This window comes from Alkalihalobacillus alcalophilus ATCC 27647 = CGMCC 1.3604, from assembly GCF_000292245.2.
Lineage (GTDB): Bacteria > Bacillota > Bacilli > Bacillales > Bacillaceae_D > Alkalihalobacillus > Alkalihalobacillus alcalophilus.
Map to the genome: position 1 here is coordinate 32,562 of NZ_ALPT02000029.1, position 20,317 is coordinate 52,878.

The 20,317-nt window shown below is 37.4% G+C and carries 20 protein-coding genes; 6 read left to right on the forward strand and 14 right to left on the reverse strand.

Annotated features, from left to right (window positions below; translation table 11 throughout):
- Positions 1-271: 271 nt before the first annotated feature.
- The 9 genes from BALCAV_RS09565 to BALCAV_RS09605 form a co-directional block, all read right to left on the reverse strand.
- Positions 272-1,798, reverse strand: a complete 1,527-nt coding sequence (locus BALCAV_RS09565) for an extracellular solute-binding protein (protein WP_003322039.1) — start codon at positions 1,796-1,798, stop codon at positions 272-274.
- A 285-nt stretch (positions 1,799-2,083) separates the two neighbouring features.
- Entirely contained in the window at positions 2,084-4,381 is a 2,298-nt protein-coding gene (locus tag BALCAV_RS09570) for a helix-turn-helix domain-containing protein (protein WP_003322040.1), read from the reverse strand.
- Positions 4,382-4,911: 530 nt separating this feature from the next.
- A complete protein-coding gene (locus BALCAV_RS09575; protein WP_003322250.1) occupies positions 4,912-5,661 on the reverse strand; it encodes an NAD-dependent epimerase/dehydratase family protein in 750 nt (249 codons plus the stop codon).
- A gap of 60 nt (positions 5,662-5,721) precedes the next feature.
- Positions 5,722-7,134 (reverse strand): glucuronate isomerase, encoded by a 1,413-nt coding sequence (gene uxaC / locus BALCAV_RS09580; protein WP_003322251.1) that lies wholly within the window; start codon positions 7,132-7,134, stop codon positions 5,722-5,724.
- A complete protein-coding gene (gene kduI, locus BALCAV_RS09585) occupies positions 7,135-7,968 on the reverse strand; it encodes a 5-dehydro-4-deoxy-D-glucuronate isomerase (protein ID WP_003322252.1) in 834 nt (277 codons plus the stop codon).
- Positions 7,969-8,042: 74 nt separating this feature from the next.
- Positions 8,043-8,696, reverse strand: coding sequence for a bifunctional 4-hydroxy-2-oxoglutarate aldolase/2-dehydro-3-deoxy-phosphogluconate aldolase (locus BALCAV_RS09590; RefSeq protein ID WP_003322253.1), 654 nt, complete (start codon positions 8,694-8,696; stop codon positions 8,043-8,045).
- Positions 8,693-9,667: a sugar kinase gene (locus BALCAV_RS09595; RefSeq protein ID WP_040323840.1), complete on the reverse strand. Its 975-nt coding sequence runs from the start codon at positions 9,665-9,667 to the stop codon at positions 8,693-8,695. Before BALCAV_RS09595 ends, BALCAV_RS09590 begins: the two co-directional genes overlap by 4 nt.
- A 31-nt stretch (positions 9,668-9,698) precedes the next feature.
- Positions 9,699-10,457 (reverse strand): 2-dehydro-3-deoxy-D-gluconate 5-dehydrogenase KduD, encoded by a 759-nt coding sequence (kduD, locus tag BALCAV_RS09600; RefSeq protein WP_003322256.1) that lies wholly within the window; start codon positions 10,455-10,457, stop codon positions 9,699-9,701.
- 83 nt (positions 10,458-10,540) lie between these two features.
- A complete protein-coding gene (locus BALCAV_RS09605; protein ID WP_003322257.1) occupies positions 10,541-11,293 on the reverse strand; it encodes a DeoR/GlpR family DNA-binding transcription regulator in 753 nt (250 codons plus the stop codon).
- A 141-nt stretch (positions 11,294-11,434) separates the two neighbouring features.
- Here BALCAV_RS09605 and BALCAV_RS09610 point away from each other — a divergent pair, with 141 nt between their 5' ends.
- Positions 11,435-11,887, forward strand: coding sequence for a hypothetical protein (locus BALCAV_RS09610; protein WP_003322259.1), 453 nt, complete (start codon positions 11,435-11,437; stop codon positions 11,885-11,887).
- Between the two features lie 169 nt (positions 11,888-12,056).
- On the opposite strand, the gene BALCAV_RS09615 is transcribed toward BALCAV_RS09610, so the two are convergent.
- Positions 12,057-12,623 (reverse strand): glycerol-3-phosphate acyltransferase, encoded by a 567-nt coding sequence (locus BALCAV_RS09615; protein WP_003322260.1) that lies wholly within the window; start codon positions 12,621-12,623, stop codon positions 12,057-12,059.
- Positions 12,624-12,745: 122 nt separating this feature from the next.
- Between BALCAV_RS09615 and BALCAV_RS09620 the strand changes: the two genes are divergently transcribed.
- The 3 genes from BALCAV_RS09620 (at position 12,746) to BALCAV_RS09630 (ending at position 13,856) form a co-directional block, all read left to right on the forward strand.
- Positions 12,746-13,165, forward strand: a complete 420-nt coding sequence (locus BALCAV_RS09620) for an RDD family protein (protein WP_003322261.1) — start codon at positions 12,746-12,748, stop codon at positions 13,163-13,165.
- A 159-nt stretch (positions 13,166-13,324) separates the two neighbouring features.
- Positions 13,325-13,537, forward strand: a complete 213-nt coding sequence (locus BALCAV_RS09625) for a helix-turn-helix transcriptional regulator (protein WP_003322262.1) — start codon at positions 13,325-13,327, stop codon at positions 13,535-13,537.
- Positions 13,530-13,856, forward strand: a complete 327-nt coding sequence (locus tag BALCAV_RS09630) for a hypothetical protein (RefSeq protein WP_003322263.1) — start codon at positions 13,530-13,532, stop codon at positions 13,854-13,856. The genes BALCAV_RS09625 and BALCAV_RS09630 overlap by 8 nt, the downstream gene beginning before the upstream one ends.
- A 121-nt stretch (positions 13,857-13,977) precedes the next feature.
- Here BALCAV_RS09630 and BALCAV_RS09635 read toward each other — a convergent pair whose 3' ends face one another.
- Positions 13,978-14,913, reverse strand: coding sequence for an AEC family transporter (locus tag BALCAV_RS09635; protein WP_003322264.1), 936 nt, complete (start codon positions 14,911-14,913; stop codon positions 13,978-13,980).
- A gap of 647 nt (positions 14,914-15,560) precedes the next feature.
- Here BALCAV_RS09635 and BALCAV_RS09640 point away from each other — a divergent pair.
- Positions 15,561-17,015, forward strand: a complete 1,455-nt coding sequence (locus tag BALCAV_RS09640) for a YfcC family protein (protein ID WP_003322266.1) — start codon at positions 15,561-15,563, stop codon at positions 17,013-17,015.
- 323 nt (positions 17,016-17,338) lie between these two features.
- Here BALCAV_RS09640 and BALCAV_RS09645 read toward each other — a convergent pair whose 3' ends face one another.
- The 3 genes from BALCAV_RS09645 to BALCAV_RS09655 form a co-directional block, all read right to left on the reverse strand.
- The gene (locus tag BALCAV_RS09645; RefSeq protein WP_003322267.1) at positions 17,339-18,202 is read right to left on the reverse strand and encodes an SDR family oxidoreductase; all 864 of its coding nucleotides are present in this window, start codon (positions 18,200-18,202) and stop codon (positions 17,339-17,341) included.
- 87 nt (positions 18,203-18,289) lie between these two features.
- A complete protein-coding gene (locus BALCAV_RS09650; RefSeq protein WP_003322268.1) occupies positions 18,290-18,697 on the reverse strand; it encodes a DoxX family protein in 408 nt (135 codons plus the stop codon).
- 142 nt (positions 18,698-18,839) lie between these two features.
- Positions 18,840-19,694, reverse strand: coding sequence for a VOC family protein (locus BALCAV_RS09655; protein ID WP_003322269.1), 855 nt, complete (start codon positions 19,692-19,694; stop codon positions 18,840-18,842).
- 171 nt (positions 19,695-19,865) lie between these two features.
- Between BALCAV_RS09655 and BALCAV_RS09660 the strand changes: the two genes are divergently transcribed.
- Positions 19,866-20,201, forward strand: a complete 336-nt coding sequence (locus BALCAV_RS09660; RefSeq protein ID WP_003322270.1) for a winged helix-turn-helix transcriptional regulator — start codon at positions 19,866-19,868, stop codon at positions 20,199-20,201.
- Positions 20,202-20,317: the final 116 nt, after the last annotated feature.

Here is a 20,317-nt window from a genome sequence, read left to right on the forward strand (position 1 = left end):
GATTCGTTATAAAAAGTTTGGGACAAAAGGTTTCTTACTAATGAGAAATCTGAACTTAATGATAGTTTAAGCATGGTTACATTAGTTAGCTTTACTCCGCCAGCTCCATACCCACAGCAATAGAGGGTGAACCGGGAGCCTCCTCGCAACGCTTGAGGGGTCTCCCGTATTTCACTTCTCCCACAGGAGTCTACGTCTATTTCTTCTGCTAAGGTTGTGTATGGTTCGGACTCTCGGTTAAACCCTTTTGTTTTGTCCCAACTTCCATGATTTATTGCTGATAAGATTCGTTATACTCGTTTATGATGTTTTCTCCACCTTGTGTTTTCCATGTTTGAATCGCATTCTCAAAACCAGCTTCATCAATTTGACCAAGGATATATTGGTATGTGGCATCATTAATAATTTGTTGTAAGCGCTCACCATGAGTTTGCTCTGTTGCCGAATCAAGTGTAATTGTCGGATCATGAATCAAATATTGCTCATTATCGATTTCTAACTCATCCGCTTTTAATTTCACATCATACATACTCTTTCCAAGGTAACGACCATTTGTGTCTGCCTCTCCAATTTCAATCGATTGGTATGGTTTCACTTCACGGTCTGTACGTTGAGTATCCTCACTAGGAACAGCACGGTCACCATCTACTGTGTAGTGATCGCCTTCAATTCCCCAGTAAATTAAGTTCGCATTTTCTGGTTCCATTAATTGATTATAAAAAGATAAAATCCCTTTAAGTTCCTCTTCTGTTTGTACAGCTGATTTAGGGAAAATAACTAAATTTCCATACCCAGGAATAGCCCAAATATTATATTCTCCGTTCGGACCTTCTACATAATTATGAACATCAAAAACAAGATCAGGATTAATTTGTGAAGCCTCGGCGTATAAAGAAACAACATCACCCATAGAACCTACATAAATACCGGCTGTTCCATTTTTAAAGAGTGCTTGTTGGTCATTTTTACTTGTTACAGGGAAATCTTGGTTCATAAATTTGTTAGAATGCATCTCTCTAAAAAATTCCAATGTCTCCATATACTCATCAAACATAAATTCTGGTAAAAGCTGTCCATCTTTTTCACCCCAACCATTTGGAGTTCCAAACCAAGAGGATACTGATTTAAAGGCACCATATACTAAGTCGCTCCGGTCTGTTAAGCCGAATGTATCGTCACGACCGTTGCCATCTGGATCATCCTCTGTAAACGCTCTGGCCATTTCCATAAATTCTTCTACATTTGTAGGTGCTTCAATCCCAAGATTATCGGCCCAATCTTTACGATAAATGATGCCTGAGCGTGATAATGGTCGTCCTTGATAAAGGCCATAAACCTTACCATCGACCATCGTATTTTCAATAACTTCTGGTTTTAAGTTTTGTAAGTTCGGAAATTCATCTAAGTATGGACCGATTTCCCAAAACTGGTCATCTCTGATCGCGTCTTTAAACTGGTTATATGTTGTTTGGTTTTTCATATAAACGGCTTGAGGAAGTGACCCTGTTGCAAATGCTGTGTTTAATCTTTCTTCATAGTTATTGTCTGGTACCCATTGAATATCCATTACTGTGTTCGTTGCTTCTTCTAATAAGTTTTGAACAGCTTTATCTGGAACTTCAGCTGTGTGCAAGTTTGCCATGATTGAAAATTTAAATGGTTCATCACTTGCCGTTTCTCCACCAGTCTCTGAGGAAACGCTTTCATTATTACCATTACCGTTTCCACCACAAGCTGCAATAACTGTTAAGGTGATTAATAAACCAATTCCTAGACACCACTTTTTCCAACTCTTCATCAATAAACCCCCACCTTTATTAAATTACGTTGCGTCCTCTCCGAAATCTCTACTTGTAAAAACTTATCTATCTATGTTTCAATTCTATCCTTCTCCATCGTTTTCTTGAATAATCATCTTATCAGAAAACCTTGATTTATCAGGCTATTCAGCCATATCTGATAGAATGATTACTCGTGTTATATCCACCTTTTATGTCGAACTTTAAGATGTCACGGAATCAAATATATTCGTCCTACTATTCTTTTATCTGAACAAACGAAAAAACAGCCCCAAAATGAGCTGTTAATCCGCTTGCTTTTCCTGTCTATATTGACCAGGCGTTTTTCCTGTCAACTTTTTAAAGGAGCGAATAAAGTTTTGTGAATTATTATATCCAAGTTCCTCAGCGATCGCTTTTACCGACCTACCAGAATTCACTAACCAATCTTTCGCTTTTGATAATCGGTATTGAGTTACATATTCACTAAAGGTCATTTTTGTTCCTTCTTTAAATACGCTGCTTAAATAATTAGCATTATAATGTAAGTCAGCAGCACATTGCTCTAACGTAATCGCTTGGTCATAATGCTGATGAATATAATCAATCATCTTTTCTGAGAGATTTTTAAATTGAGATTCACTGACTTCATTAAAAGCCGCGATTAAAGGATTAAGTAATTGAACCTCAAACCAATGCTTCATCTGTTCCTGACTACGAATCATCAATGCTTCTTGATAAAGGACATTTTCTTGTAAAAGAATCTCCGCGCGCTTCATGCCACTTTCTTGATATAACCGCAATAGCTTATTGAGGAGATGCATATAGGAAACTTGCACTTCACCAATACTATGCCCTTCCTTCATCACTTCTTGTTGCCAAGAGCCAAACAAATGATCAACACGTTCTTTATCGGCCAACCGTATCGAAAGCAGCAACTCTTCCTCAATCTGAGTCGGATGTTGATAAATGGTCGCCTTTTCTTTCGCTTCAATACTTTTATAATTAATAATCACATTTTCTGAAAACTTAAGTCGATGCGTTAATGCTTCTTTTCCTTCCATAAAGGCGATACTTGCCCGCGGTAAATCTGTAAACGGTGCACTGATCCCAATACTGACCTCTGCTTCTATAAATCGCTGTGTATACGATTTAATTTGCTCACTCCAATAATAAACCGATTTTTCCCCTTCTCCATCCTCGTGCTCAGTGAATCCAATTAACAAAACAAGTAAATCATCCACCCAAACGGCTGGCAAACGATATGGTTCAGGAACTGTATCCTCCACAATGTTGCGGATCGCAAATGTTCTTAGTTCTTTTTCTTGTTGGTCTTCTTCCTCACCTGGTTTTTCATAATGAATCGCTAACACACTTAAATAATTCCAAGACGACATTCGTTCTTCTAATTCGTAAAGCCTTAATCGTTCTTTCATTTCCTCTTCTGAAAAATGCCCCTGAAATAAGCGAATAATAAATAACATTAATGATTGCTGGGAATGAATGCTTAACTCTTGTTCAAGCGATGATTTGGACGAAAAAAGTTCTTGAAGATGATCTTCAATCACTTGGAACTCGGTTCGATCTTTCTCACCAGTCACTCGATTCCCTTTTTGATTAATCGATGAAACCAGCTTTTGAACAGGTGAGTAAAGCTTATTCGTAAAAGCCCAGACGACAAGCGCCGTAATCGCCACCATCGTTAATACAACATAAAAAGTAAACCAACCAATGCTTCTAGATTCACTCAATAGCTCTTTCATCGATGTGATTGAAACATATTTCCACCCTGAAAATCCTGAGGTTGAGTACGTAAGGGCATAAGACTCATGATCATTATCGACAATATAACGACCTGCTTCTTCCCCTTCTTCCCATTCAGGTTCAGAAAAGCCTATCTCTGCCAACGTTTTTCCGACAGCATCATCATTTGAATGAACGATGATTCGATTGTTTTCATCTAAAATCATCAGTTCATCGCTGACACCCTCACTCCCCAATAAATCACGAATGCTACACATTGGGATATTGGCAAAAGCTAGTCCAAATTTATCACTCATCCGTGCTGGGAGCTTTTTAATTAAACTAATGCTATAAGGGCAATTACGCCGAATGATCTTTTCTTCAAAAGAATCTGTTTCAAGTAGTTGCCAGGTTGTATCATATGGCAAATCAAAATAAGTTAAATATCGTTCATAGTCAGGGTGCTCATTAAAGCGTTTGATTCCTTGATTGGTCGCTATCCAATTTTGATCATTATTTAGAACGATCGTCTCTTCTACTTTTGTATCAAAGGACTGCAGTTTAATAAGTTGACTGCGCAAGTCTCGATAAACGATAAAATCATCCGCTAAAAGCGGACGACGTATCGCAGTTTCCATTGTAGGCGATTCAATCGTATTATTTAAAGAATGATGAACGGTGGTTAAGACTTGTTCAATATTCGATTGGACCTGTCGAATTAGTTCCATCTTTTCATTCTCTACTCTTTGTTCCGCTTGACTTGTTGATTGTATATACGCAAATACGCCTACGATAATAACTGGTATCGTTCCTACGATTCCTCCATAGATTAATAACTTAATCCATAAACTACGATGCATTGTCTTTCACCCCTCTCCCTCATGACTTATTTTAAATGTCAGAGGTGAATCAACTAGCTTTGTCAACATTAAGTGCCCGCTCTGAACATGAGAAATTCAACTTTGAAAACAATGAAAAAATCGCTATTTTCAAAGGGTAAAAGGCTTTCCTTTATGTATGTAACCGCTTTTAAAACTTAAGTGTTAAATAGACTAGTGGACCATACTCACATAAGCTGTTAATAGAAATTCGACAAAAATCTATCATTTCCTGTATGTAATTAATAAAAGAACGAAATAGTAAATACTCAACTTTCGCATCGAGAAAACCCGTTCAACTAGCTGACAGAGCGAATAGAAGCTCTTAAACAAATGCCCTTGACACGTTTGAAAAGCGCGAACGCACTATCACACAAAACGGATAAATTGCGCAGTAAGAAAAAAAGAATAGGCCCTCCGACTATCACTTATTTGAATAGTTTGATTAAATTTTGCTCTTTTGTCAATGACGTCTTACTTTTGTTACAACGGAAAAGGCCTGACATAAATCGTCAGACCCCTTCCCCTTCTTCCGTCTCTTTACGAAGGTTTGATAGAAAACCTAAATCTTGATACGCATTTAGTGTACTCCATGGTTTGTTTAAATGATTAGACACACCGTAATAGGTTCCAAAAAAGGTCTCCGTTTCAATGGCTGCTCTTACAAGCGAAACTAAATCATCATCAGAAAGGAGCGTTCGGTTCAATCGTTCGTTATGAGGACTCCCTTTCTTTTTAGCAGGTACAGAAGCAATTCGTAAGTTAATCACCGAGAGTTTTCCCTCTTCTGCAAATAAATGACCTAGCTGTTCTGAAGCAAACTTTAAAACCCCATAGAGACATTTCGTTTTTGGAAAATCATCGACTGTAATTTCACGAGATAAAAGCGAATACCCATCTTCTTCATAACCATCTGTGACGTGATTACTACTAGCAAAAACAACACGATGAATGCCTTTTTCTCGTGCGGCCATCAAAACATAATAGCTCGCTTGAAAAAACACATTTGTTAAGTGGTTAAATTGGTCAACACTTTCAACCCCACTAGAAGCCTCAATCCTCAAGAGATTGACGATTGTATCGGCGTCACCTGGTATCGCTTTAAACAGCTCGTTGTAGTTCGTCGCATCGACCGGAATAAACTCCACATTTGTATTTGGCTTTTGTTTATCCATCACGATCACTTTATATTCATTTTGTAACTTTTTAGCTAATATCGCACCAATGGTTCCAGCCCCACCTAGCAGGATGATTTTTTTCAAGCGAGATCACCCCATATATCAAGTGGAGTCGGTTTGACCCTGAAACAAGTACACACTGAATTAAAATTGAAAGTAATTTTTCGCGTTATAATAGCTAATATTTCGCACAATTTGACCAAGCCATTCCTCATCATAAGGAACTTCACCATCCTCAACCCATTTGCCAATCATATTGCACAAAATTCGTCTAAAATATTCATGACGAGTATAGGAAAGAAAGCTCCGTGAATCGGTTAACATGCCGACAAAGGCACTAAGTAACCCAATATTCGCTAAATCGCGCATTTGTTTTTCCATGCCATCCTTTTGATCGTTAAACCACCAACCAGAACCAAATTGAATTTTACCCACGGTTCCACTAGATTGGAAATTACCGATCGCTGTTGCAATGACTTCATTATAAATCGGATTTAAGGTGTAGATGATCGTCTTTGGCAACTGATTTTTTTGATCAAGTGCATTCAAAAATTGATTTAAATCACGTGCCATAGAGAAATCCCCCATGGAATCATACCCGGTATCGGCACCAAGCTCGGCAAACATTCGGCTGTTATTATTTCGTAACGCTCCTAAATGAAATTGTAAGGTCCAACCCAACTTATGATAAATTCCCCCTAAAAATAGAAGGACAAATGTTTGGAATTGTCTCTCCTCATGGACCGAAATCGTTCCCTGATTCAATGCTTTTTCAAAAATGGCACTTGCCTCCGATTCGGTGCACAGCGTATAAGGTAATGTTTCAATTCCGTGATCTGATAAACGGCATCCTCTTTCGTGAAAATAGGAAGCTCTATCCTCAAGTACTTGTAGCAAGTCAGTTAACTGTTGAATCGATTGGTCTGAGGCATGTTCTAACTTTTCTAAATAACTTAAATACGCTGGGGATGTGATAAACAAAGCCTTATCTGGACGAAATGCTGGAATCACTTTTGTCGTAAAAGCTTCCTGCTCTTGAATCGCTTCGTGAGCTTCCAATGTGTCGATCGGATCGTCTGTTGTACAAATTAATTCAACATTTGATTGTTTAATAATTCCTTGAGTACTGAACGTATTCGATTTTAAAAGTTCATTTGTTTGCTCCCAAATTCGTTCAGCTGTTTTAGGCGATAAAAGTTCATCGACATTAAAGTAACGTTTTAGTTCAAGATGTGTCCAGTGATAAAGAGGGTTTCCAATCGTATACGGCACAACTTCCGCCCATTTTAAAAACTTCTCTTTATCACTTTTATCTCCAGTAATGTAGGCTTCCTCTACACCCATTGTCCGCATCGCTCGCCATTTATAATGGTCTCCGTGTAACCAAAGCTCTGAAATATTTTCGTACCGACGATTTTCGGCAATCTCAAAAGGCGAAACATGGCAATGGTAATCAATAATCGGTAAATCCTTGGAAAATTGATGATATAACGTTTCCGCCGCTTTTGATTGCAACATAAAATGATCATGAATAAACGACTGATTTGTCGTAATCATTTATTTCAGCTCCTCTACCGGTACGAAGTCCATATCTTTAAACGTATAATTTTCACCAGCCATCGCCCAAATAAACGTATAGTTGCTCGTACCGACACCAGAATGAATCGACCAAGGTGGAGAAATCACGGCTTGCTCATTTTCAATAAGCATGTGACGAGTTTCATTCGGCTGACCCATAAAATGAAATACGCGTGAAGCGGGCTCCATATCAAAATATAAATACGCTTCCATTCGACGATCATGAACATGTGCAGGCATCGTATTCCACATATTATTCGGCTCAAGTAAGGTCATCCCAACCATGAGCTGACAACTTTGAATGCCATCCTCATGTACATATTTATAAATCGTCCGATTATTCGATTCCGCATCACTACCTAAATGAGTTGGCTCAGCCTCAGCAATTGGTAATAAGCGAGTCGGATAATTTTTATGTGCGGTCGCTGATACTAAGTAAAAACGGGCTGGATCAGCAGATGAATCGGAATGAAGGGTTACTTGCTCATTGCCCTTCCCAACATATAAACAATCGCGTTTCTCTAACTTGTAAGACTCCCCATTTACTTTAACCTTGCCCTTGCCTCCACCAATGTGAATGATAGCGATTTCACGACGTTCTAAAAAATGCTCCGTACGAAGGGTATCCCCTGCATCAAGAGTCAGCTCCTCTTTTGTTGGAATAGCTCCCCCAATAACAAGACGGTCATAATGCGAGTAAGTGAATGAAATTTCACCTTCTTTAAAAAGCGACTCGACTAAAAAGCTCTCTCTTAATTCCTCTGTCGTATAACGCTTCACATCTTTCGGGCTTACCTCATAACGAATATCCATTTTATGCTTCCTCCTCATAATTTTTAATCGATATAGTTCGACACTACGTATATGCCGCCGGCCAAATCAAACCTCTACTTTAAAACTTTTGAACTTCCGCGGCTTTCTTGGACTTTGTCGACAAATTCTGAAGCTAGTTGTCGCAAAGCTTGCCAGTCCTTTGCTGCGATTAAATCTGCTTTTAACAAAGAACCACCTGCACCGACAGCAACAGCTCCTGCTTTAATAAATGAATCGATCGTATCTAAATTAACCCCACCAGTCGGCATCATTTTGACATGTGAAAGTGGACCACTGACCGATTTAATAAAAGATGGCCCGACGCATTCAGCTGGGAAAACCTTTACGACATCGGCCCCCCACTTCATTGCATTATGAGCTTCTGTTGGCGTAAACACACCCGGTATGGCAATCACGCCATGACTTTTCGCCACTTCGATTGTTTCCTTATCTAAAATCGGGGCAAATATAAACTTGGCTCCTGCTTCAATCGCGGCCTCTGCCTGTTCCTCATTAAGCACTGTTCCTGCTCCAACAATCGCCGTATCTTCAAATTTTTCACTCAGCTGTTTAATGACGAACAACGCATCCTCAGAATCAAGTGTTACTTCAAGCCCTTTGACTCCACCATCAACAAGAGCTGTTGCAATCGCCTCCACATCGGCTACAGGTAACTTTCGCATGACCGCACACACACCAGAATCTAGCAAACTTTCTAAAATCGTCACCTTAATACGCCCCCATTCACCTTATTATCTTGATTAATTAAAGCATCTACTTCCTTACGCTCAGGCATCCCTTCAAAATCACCTTTCGTTTGCACGACTAAGGCCCCAACAGCAGAACCAAATCGAACCGCATCCTTCAACGGTTTATTTTCTAAAAGACTAACAAGAACACCTGCTGCAAAACCATCACCTGCCCCAACGGGATCGGCCACATTTTCGACGTGAAAACCTGATAGTTTTCCACTCTCTTCCTTCGTCGCATACAGCATCTCATGATCATTATTTTTCAAAACAACCGAACCTGCACCAAGTGTGATAAACTCTTGAACCAGCTCCTGCTCTTCTTTTTCCCCTAATAACCAGCTCGCTTCATCTAGTCCAGGTAAAACAAGATCAGCTAATTTTGCAATAGTCAGTATTCTTTCACGGGACGTATCCTCACCCACTCGTTTAATAAGAGCAAAGCGTAAATTCGGGTCAAACGAAACAAATACCCCTTTTTCTTTGGCAAACAATACGGCTTCCATCGCTGCCTCATAGCAGGAATCGCTCAATAGCAAAGTAATCCCTGTCACATGTAAAATCTTAGCTTGTTCGATCACCGAAAAATCAAGATCACTCGCCGTTAATTCACTTGCCGCTGAACCATGTCTAAAATAATAGACATTTGTTTGGTCCGCTCTTTTTCGTTCCTTTATATAAATAGCTGTCGGTGCTGTTGTTGTCTTTTTTACATAAGCTGTGTTAACACCTTCAGCTTGTAATTCCCTCACAACAAATTCACCTAACTCATCATCACTCACTTTACTCATCCAGGTTGCATCGTGCCCTAACTTAGTAACGGCAATGGCCACATTCGATTCTGCTCCGCCCATTCTTTTTATAAATCGAGAAGTATACCGAAAACCACCTTCTGATTCTGCCTCAAATAAAATCATCGTTTCTCCAAAAGTAACCAGTTCATTTTTCATAAGAACACCTACTTCCCAAAATTTCAATTGATTATGAACTCATCCAGCCTCCGTCAACACATAGCACATGACCATTCACATAACGGGAAGCCTCTGACGCTAAGAAAATAACGGGTCCTTTTAAATCTTCTGGTACCCCCCACTCTCCCATTGGAATACGGGATCTAATGTATTCATAGCGCGGCTCATCATTTCGAATTCCCACTGTATTATCTGTCACCATATATCCTGGTGCAATCGCATTAACCCGAACTCCTTTTGACGACCATTCATTGGCTAATGCTTTTGTTAAGCCTGCCACTGCATGTTTACTTGCCGTATAAGCAGGAACTCTTAGCCCACCTTGAAAGGACAACATAGAGGCGATATTAATAATCGAGCCACTACCTCTTTCAATCATATGACGACCAAGCTCACGTGAAAGAGTAAATAAAGAGTCTAGATTTACTTGTAAAACCTCTCTGAAACTTTCATCGCTAACATTTTCCGCTTCATCGCGTTTAATAATGCCAGCGTTATTAACAAGAATGTCAACGTTTTCATATTTTTCTAAAACTTGATCAGCTAATGTTTTTGCTCCACCTTCAGCAGATAAATCCGCTTTCAAAGAATAGAAGGTTCCACCGAGCTCTTCTATCTTCTGCTTCGTTTCGACCATTTCACTTAAACCGGCACCAATGACCGTCGCCCCAACCTCTGCCAGGCCAATGGCCATTGCTTGTCCAAGTCCACGACTAGCTCCTGTTACAAGAGCCGTTTTTCCTTTTAATGAGAAATTTTGATTAAACATATGCCCACCCCATCCCTTTATGTTCATTTTTGTTCGTTTAAGTTTGATTTTATCACTCTTTCTCAGAACCATCAATTGTTTTCTTATAATACTTTCATATTTTTTTCCTTAAAGGCTTCCTTAAATGACGGTTCTAGTGATGAATCAGTTATAACCGTATCCACCTCTTCTATTTGGGCAAACCTCATGAGACCTACTTGACCAAATTTTGTTGAATCAGCGAGTAAAATGGTTTCGTTCGAACTACGAATCGCTTGCATTTTCCACTCTACATGGTAACTTTTTAACACGGTTAAACCATGTTCTATCGATACACCTGTTGCCCCTAAAAAGAGCTTTTGCACAAACATCGACTCCAACATATTAATCGTTTGTTGGCTATAGATCGCCGGCGAATTTTCAAGTCTTGCCCCACCCAACATGACGAGTTGAACTTTCTCTTTAGGATATAATTCATGAGCTACTTGGATATCATTAGTTAAGACCGATACCGGAAAATCTCCAAGTAACCGGGCTAAAGCCAGTGCCGTACTACCTCCATCTAATAAGATGACTTCATTTTTTTCAATATAAGATAACGCCTTTTCGGCAATTTCCTGTTTCTTGTCCATATGACTAAGCTTTCTTCCTTCAATCGGAAAAAGGCTTGTTTTGGTTTCTTCTAATACCGCCCCTCCGTGCACACGGCGTAAAAGCTTTTTATGTTCTAACAATTCTAAGTCAAGGCGAATCGTCTTTTCGGTAACTCCTAAAAGCTCGCTTGCTTCCGAAACTTTTATCGCTTTATGTTCATTTAAATAAGCTAATAACATTTCATGACGCTTCTGTGATAACATTTCCATTCACTCCTTTACTTTTTAATAATCACACATAAACGAACATAAGTAAACATCCATTTTCACTTATCCCCTAATTTTTCATAAAAAAATGAACACCACCAAAGACAATGGTATAATTCCTTATAGGTGGTGAATATTTTGATTGCTCTTTTAATTGTTACTCTTTTATTCTTTTTAATTGGCAGTAGCTTATTTTTCCTCGGGGTTGTTAGTGGTCAAGTGTTTATCGTGCTCTTATTCTCTTTTTCTTTCTTTTGGTTCATACTAACCTATACTCACCTACTAGTTAAAGGCGAGAAAAAAAGACTTAATAAAAAAGATCTGGCGATACCCGAAAAAGAAGTTGCAGCTACAAGTGAAAAGCTCCCTAACGAATTCTCGAATTTGGGTAGTGTGTTATTATTACTTGGTATGACAATATTTGGTGGTTGGTTCCTTGCCTCTTTTACGAATAATACACACCATATTTCTCCTGAAAAGTATGTAGAATGGAGAATATCCGTTTCTGCCATGATGTTTGCTTACTTAGGGTTTCTCTATGTGTATGCAAAAAGAAAAAGAAGAGCATTCTCCAAGGCAAAAAACCAGTAAAAACATCACTACTGGTTTTTGTCATGTTTAAATGGAGGACATCTACTTTGAAGTCCTATTTTAAAGAACGCTAAAGTTTAGCTTATTGATGACTATATAATGAGTATTTCATTTAAAAGCACAGTAAACTTGAGTCTATCCAAAAAGGAGAACCGACTAATAAAAAGGTTTAAATCACTTTTTCCTCTCGTGCCCATCCAATATTTTCAAGATGTTTTAAAAGCATAAATAAGATAATTAAAAAAGCTGATATGACCGCTATTTGGTCCTCATACCGAATATATTGGTAAGGGATGATCAAAATCGCTGCAAGCCCTGCAAAAAGGATATATTTTTTATAAGCTAGTCCAATCAACCACAATACGCCAAGATACACTAAAGCAATCGGTTCTGTTGCTAAAAAGATTCCTAAACTAGTCGCAACGCCTTTCCCACCTGTGAAATTTAAAAAGATAGATTTTAAATTTCCAATAATAACAAATAAAGCGATAACCATTGCTTGACCACCATCAAATATTTGACCTGCGTAAGTAACGATTAAATACGCTTTCCCCATATCTCCTAGTAAAACGATGATTGCCATTGTTTTACCTAAATTTAAATAAACATTGCTTGACCCTATATTTTTAGTTCCCACCGCTTGAATGTCTACACCTTTGAGTCTAGCCACTATCTTCCCAGTAGGTATAGACCCAATAACATATGCGATAACGCAGAACATTAGAAACAAAATCATCATTCTACCTCTTTTCCAATATCCATTACTTTAAGACTACCATTTTAGTATAAACGAAGACTGCGTTATCGGGTATAACTAAAAAAAGGCACTTATGAATTTTTAAGAGGAGGAGATTTTTAATGAACCGTTTAATGGATAGCCCTGTCGGAGTATATATACGAGCTTTTTCACTTTTTATTGACCTTATTATTACCTTTGCCTTCTCATTTATCATTCATTTATTTCTTGATTTCTCAGTGCTCCTCATAGCGGTCGTTTTTTCATCTCTATATGCGGTGTTTCTACCAACTTTTTGGAATGGTTATACCCTCGGAAAACGACTACTCGGTATTAGAATCTCACATATATCAGGGCGGCGTTTAACCTTTACTACAATGCTAATAAGAGATTTTTTCGTCCCCATTCTATATAGTACTACCGCTGGAATCCTTCTTATGGTGAGTATTTATCTTGTCTCAACAAGAGAAGACAAACGTTCCATTCATGATTTGTTAGCTCAGACATACGTCACATCAAATCTACCTGAACACGAGAGATAAAACCTTACTAAAGGGGTCTGGTTTTTGAGTTATAAAGTAGTAATTTGTTCGGTATTATCGCTAAAATGGGTTTATTTGTTATTTCACCTCCTAACACTTTACAAACAATGACAATGTAAAGTAAACTATACGTAAAGTTAACTTTACTTAGGGGAGAAAATGAAAACACTAATTCGTGAAAAACGTATCGCTAAAGAAATCACTCAGGAGCAATTATCTCAACGTCTAAAAGTGTCTAGACAAACAATCATTTCTTTAGAAAAAGGGAAATACAAACCATCGCTTGTCTTGGCACACAAATTAGCTCAACTTTTTGAATGTACGATTGAAGATTTATTTATTTTTGAGGGGGATGAGAATTTAAATGAGTAATCTATTATGGGCTTCTTCAGGGATATTCCTAGCTATTATCATTCAGTTGATAACATGGTATTTTGTTAGACGGAATGGCCAAAAGAAATACCTATACGATGAGCGTCATAAACAAACCACTTCCTTTGCCAAAGCCACGGCATGGAATGTCAGTTTTGTTGTCATTCTAGTTGCTTGGTTTATCATTGCTGTAGTAGAAGGAGCATCATTAGCGTTCTTCCTATTCACTGGTGTCTACATAATTCATACCATTGCTTTTGGCATCGCTATCGCATTTGAAACCGGTGAATTAGTTAAACTAAATAAGAGTGAGCAATAATAAGGATGCTTCGCACAAGACGAAGCATCCTTATTTTTATTTCCTCTAGACACCTTCCTCTTTTCCCTCCCCGTGTTTTCCCACTTCCCATAAATTCAACTGAAATTATAAATGCATTACACTATATAAAAACACTTGCAATAAACGTCACTAAAGGTATGGTAATCAATGATAATAAAGTACTGACAACGGTTGTTATAACAGCTAAATTATCGCCATCCGAATATCTAGAGAAAACAACTGATGCTAACATAAAGGTTGGCATCGCTATTAGTATTGTTAGTAATTGTTTTATAAAATCCTCTAGTGGAAGTAAAGTCATTATAAGAATAGCAATCATTGGGAAGATCAAAAGCTTTAAAATTAATGGATACCAAAGTTCCTTATAGTAAAATGCTTGTTCTTTACGTAAAAAAGGATATAATAAAAAGCCAATATATAACATAGCTAAAGGAGCGGCTAATCCTGATAGAATAGAAGATAATTGCTTAAAAACAAAAGGAGCCTCAAGATTACTTATAACAAAGGCTAACCCTAAAATAATGGCGATTAATGGAACATTAATTAACGCCTTTAACTGTTTGAAATGAAACCTTTTTTCGCTCTGTAAAAGGTAAATTCCTAAAGAAAATAAAACTAAATCAATCCCTGCGTCAAAAACCGCAGCAAGTAATCCCCCGATTGGACCAAAAATGGTCGCACTTAAAGGAATCCCAATAAAACCTACATTCCCCAAAACAGCTAATAAGCCTAATTTCGTCGCAAGTGATGGCTCAAACTTTATTAGACGACCAATCAAAATCGTTAATAATAGGCCTAGTCCATTGAACACCAGAGAAACGACAAATACAATAATCACCTGCTGAAAGACATTTTCATCAATTTCAGTATTAAATACCGCGTTTAAAATAATAGACGGAACAGCGAGGTTAATGATTATAAACATTAAAAGCTCTTTAGCTTGTAATGTAACCGGCACTCTTGAAGCGACAAAAACGCCTAATGCAATCATGATCCCCATTGTCATAATCGTAATCGTAATAGTTAAAGTATCCATAGTTACCTCATTAACCTAAAAGTAATTTATCTTAAAGTTTTTCTAGAAATAATGACTAGAGAAATAAATACACAGATTTTAAATGCAACCTAATAAGGTATGAATTTTCCATGCAGCTTATTTTTATACTGTTCTAACTTACAAATCCTTTTTAAAGTAAGAAAAGAACAGATAACAACAATGACAAGCAACCACTCATGTGATTCGCCTCGAGCTTATCGATGATATTCATCCTATTAACCTCCTTTCTTTAAAGTAGCCTCGAAGAATAGTAGACCAATATTTGGTTGAAGACATCTATATTTAAAATACATACTACATGATTTGATCGTAAAATCAACCTACTTCTTCCATTCATATATTCTCTCATGTACTCTAACTAATTATATTTTTAGGTATTACCTACATTAGAAAATGTAAGACCCTCCTTTATTCATCTTAACTAATCTAAAAATGCATATCCCTTCTACATAAAATGACTATTTGAACATTAAAACGTAAGAAAGTATAACATAACCTTCCTTAATTTCACTGTCAGAATATTTGACATATTAACACTTCATTTAGGAGCGGTTCATTATAATAACAACTATTAACAATTTAATGCGTTACACCATAATCGTTTCTATACATAGGGAGGAATTAGCATGAATCAGAATTCACTAAAGAAAGAAGCACCTCACCATCAAGAACGTTTGATTTTAAAAGAACCTGAAAATAAGAAGACATTTAAGTTTCCACATATTTATGTGATACTCTTTGGCATTATTGCCTTTATGAGCCTTTTATCTTTTTTTATCCCCTCAGGCGAATATGAGAGAACGGTCGGGGAAAATGGCCAAACAATGATCGATGCTGAATCATTTACTTTTATTGAAAATGCAACCATTGGCATTATTGACTTCATCTCAGCGATTCCGACTGGCTTCATGGCAGCAGCACCTGTTGTGTTTGCTACTTTTGTTCTTGGTGGATCGTTTATGGTCTTACAAAACATTGGCCTCATTCAATTTGGGGTTGATCGATTAATACGTGCCTTTTCAAATAAGCGAATTGTCATTATTCCTGTACTGATTACAGCCTTTGCCATATTAGCATCATTTGTTGGTACACCTGAGCTTTGTTTACTCTATGTTCCTATTCTTATTCCCTTAATGATTAAACTTGGCTACAACAAAATTTTAGCGACTGCCATTGCCTTGGTTGGTCCAACAGCTGGATTCTTATCAGCCTTAACAAACCCTGGAACGGTCGGGATCTCTCATGAAATCGCTGGATTACCTATGTATTCTGGAGCTGGATATCGCTTCTTAGTTCTAATCTCGATTGTTATCGTCTCTTCTATTTTCTTAATGCTTTACGCAAAAAAACTAGAGAAAAACCCAGAATTAGTTGAAGAAGATCGTAAAGAATATGAAGCAAACAAAAGCCAAATCGAACAAACGGTTACATTAACATTCCGTGAAAAAGTTGCCGGTGTCGCTGCGATTCTTTTATTCATTGGCCTTGTTGCTGGAATTTTAACATTTAGATGGAGCTTTATCGAACTCGCTGGTTACTTTTTAATGCTCGGAATTATTGTAGGGGTTATAGCAGGTATGTCTGGAGAAGGCATTAGTGAATCGTTTAATAAGGGCTTTAAACAGGTGATGATGGGTGCGATGATTATCGGAATTGCCCGTGGTGTTGTCGTTATTATGGAAGAAAGTTTAATAATTGATACGATTATTTATGCTCTAGCTACTGTTGTCAGTACATTACCATCTGAACTATCCGTGATTGGGATGTTTTTCGCCCAATGGCTCTTTAACTTCTTTGTTCCATCTGGTAGTGGACAAGCGATGATCACAATGCCGATTATGATTCCTCTTTCCGACATTCTAGGCATTACAAGACAAACAGCAACGCTTGCTTTCCAATTTGGAGACGGGATGTCCACTTTACTCTTCCCAACATCTGGACATATTATGGCAGCACTCGCAATTGCCGGTGTCTCTTGGTGGAAATGGATTAAATTCATTTTTCCATTAATGCTCATTTGGCTTGTGCTAGGATGTACGTTCCTTCTAATTGCCCATTTTATCGGATGGGGACCTTTCTAATCAAAAAATGATGACATCACCGTTCAGAAAAGATTACTTCTGCTCAGTGATGTCTTATTTTCTGGCTTTTATAAAATGCTCTTGCTAACCTTTAATAAATCCTCCAAAATTACCGGTGAATCGGCTGATATTGGCCGCTGGTTTTCCATTCCATACACTTGCTCCATAAAGACAGGAAACTACTTCTAGTGCGTAATAATCCTACATTTCATCTACTACAAAATGTTATACAAGCTCATACTTCTTAATTCCTTTAAGTTCGGATTTTTCATAAGTAAAAACTCACTTGTTCCATCCTCTTAAACTAAGTTTAATTTTTCTATTTAAGAGAGCCCTTTTATTATTTGAGTGAGCCCTTCACTAATTGGTGTTGCTGAACGTCCAAGAAGTTTTTCAAAGTCATTACTTTCGACTTCAAGCGTACCTCCTCTAATCCCTTTTTGGATATCAATAAGGAAAGGAATAAGGAAATCTGGTACAGCTATGCTCTCCATAATATCTGCATAAGTATTGTCATCAACCTGTTGTACTGGCACTTCTTTATCCAATACATTACTGAGAGCTGATACAAACTCTTCCTGTGTTAATAATTGGCCAGAAAGCTCGTAGATCGTGTTTTCGTGTCCATAACCAGTTAATACCGCCGCTGCTGCCTCTGCATAATCTTGTTGTAATGCCCATCCTACCTTTCCATTTCCTGCCGATGTTACCCAAGGCGCACCTGCTAGAACCCCTTGAATACTTGAAATTTCATTTTCCAAGTACCAATTATTTCTTAAAAAAGAATAAGGAATACCTGTTTTTATGATAGCTTCTTCTGTTGCTTTATGTGTTGGAGCAAGGAAGTTTTTGCTTTCCTTTGCATTCACTACACTAGTATAAACAATAAATTTCACTCCAGCACGCTCAGCCGCTGCGACGGCATTTGAGTGTTGGCGTATTCTTGTTTCAGTATCTCCATCCGTAGAAATAATCAGTAAGCGATCAATGCCAGCAAAAGCTGCATCAAGTGTTTCCGGATGGTCAAAATCACCTTGTCGAACATCTACTCCTCGAGCCCGTAACCCTTCTGCCTTTTCTAGATTACGAACACTAACAGCTAATTGGTTTACTGGTATCTTCTTTAATAAAGTCTCGACAATTTTAGAACCTAATTTTCCTGTTGCTCCTGTAACTAACATTTTCATATATGATTCCTCCAATATATTTTTTTAGTTTAATAGTCTAGAATAGGTGAATTTCCACAAAGAACGTATAGGCTAAGCACTCTTGTACTAGACTTCCCGTTTATGTCCAAATAGCTTCTGATCCAATGCAAGTAGTTGGCTCCCACTAATAACAAGTGCAGCTGCCATTGACAATAAAACTATATCTAACTCATATCCTGCTGCTTCAGCACCTATGAAACCGAGTGGTAATTTTACAGCAAAGATAGCACCTAGCATTATAAAACCAATTAATGCTGAGATCATTCTAGTTCCAATCCCTACTATTAAGGCAATTCCACCAAGAAGTTCAATGAATGCAACAACATAACCTAAGAAACCCCACATACCAATACTTTCAAACCATCCTGCTATATTACCAAGTCCCATTTGAAATTTAGCTATCCCATGAATTAAAAAAGTCACTCCTAAGACTACTCGAATAATTAATAAACTCACTTCATACTTTTGTACCATTACTCATTCTCCTCTATGATTTTTTGTTATTGTTTAATTAGCTTTTCAGCGTTTTAATTTGGTTTTATTGTAGTATAAATACCAATTTCAATACCTGTTTTTTAATACTCTCATTCTCACGCATAGTAATATTTATCCCCAGCTATTCTTTGGCTATTAAGTGTATACGATTTCCTGAAGGATCTGTTGTAATGATAGAACCACTTTTTTCTGTAACAGATGCCCCAATTCCCTTCAACTGTGCAATAATTTTATTTTTCTTTTCCTCACTTGAAAGCATTAAGATAAATGATTCTAAACCAACACTATTAGGAGGAGGTGCAGATGCCCCGACACCATTCCAAGTATTTAAACCTATATGGTGATGGTATTTGCCATCCGAAATAAAAAGTGCCTGAGAACCGAATTGGTTTACGACTTCAAATCCAAGCCCCTTAATATAAAACTCTTCTGTCTTGCTCAATTCCGATACATGCAAATGGATATGCCCCATGGTCGTTTCAATAGGAAGACCTTTCCACGACTGCTCATTTCCTATAGATAAAAGATCAGGAAAATTCAATGGTTCAACAGTCATTTCTACCACTTTATTCTTCCAATTCCATTCGGAGGGATCCCGATCTACATAGATTTCAATTCCGTTTCCATCTGGGTCAGATAAATAGAGAGCTTCACTTACAAGATGGTCAGAAGAACCGAACTGTAATCCTATTTTCGCAAAATGTTGCACAATATTGGCTAAATCAGTTCGCTTAGGCAAAAGAAGTGCAAAGTGATATAACCCCGTCGTTCTTCCTTGTTTTGGAACTACATGTTCTGGTTGTTCTACTGATAATAAAGCTATTTTTCCATCCGCACTAAATTTAGCAGACCTTGACGTTTGTTCTAGCACTTTAAAGCCAATGACTTCTTTATAAAAGGCGATAGAACGCTCTAAATTTTGTATCTTTAAATTTACTTGACCGACAAATGTAATCGGTTCACGATGAAAGTTCATTATAATTGCCTCCTAAATGATTTATTAAACACAAATACGTTTTATTAGTTGATTACTTTATGTAAGTAAGTATATTATTATAAATAAGAGTAGTCAAGTAACTTTATTACAAAAGATAATTTAATTATTTCTCTAAGCAGTTTATACTATATAAATAAGGAGTTGATTTAATTGGATAAGTCAATTTGTCCTAGATTTGAAAAAGCTATGGGTTTTTTGAGCCAAAGATGGACAGGTTTAATCATTTACCAGCTTCTATCTGGTCCACAGCGTTTTTGCCAGATCGAATCATCAATCGGTGTAAGTGGTAGGGTCCTATCAGAAAGGTTAAAGGATCTTGAAAACGAAGGTATTATAAAACGAGAAGTTTTTCCAGTAACTCCAGTTCGAATCGAATATTCATTAACTGAAAAAGGAATTGCCCTTGAACCTCTCATGCGGGAGATAGAAAACTGGTCACAAAACTGGTTAGAAGCTAATAGTGTAACTATAGGCGATATTTTATAGGATACATTTGTAAGGAATTCCTTCTCTTTAGTATGCGATCTTGTGGATTTTATTTTTCAAATTTTTTATTAGAGTTTCTAATAATGAAACTCATTTATTTTTTTTGAGTCCAATCA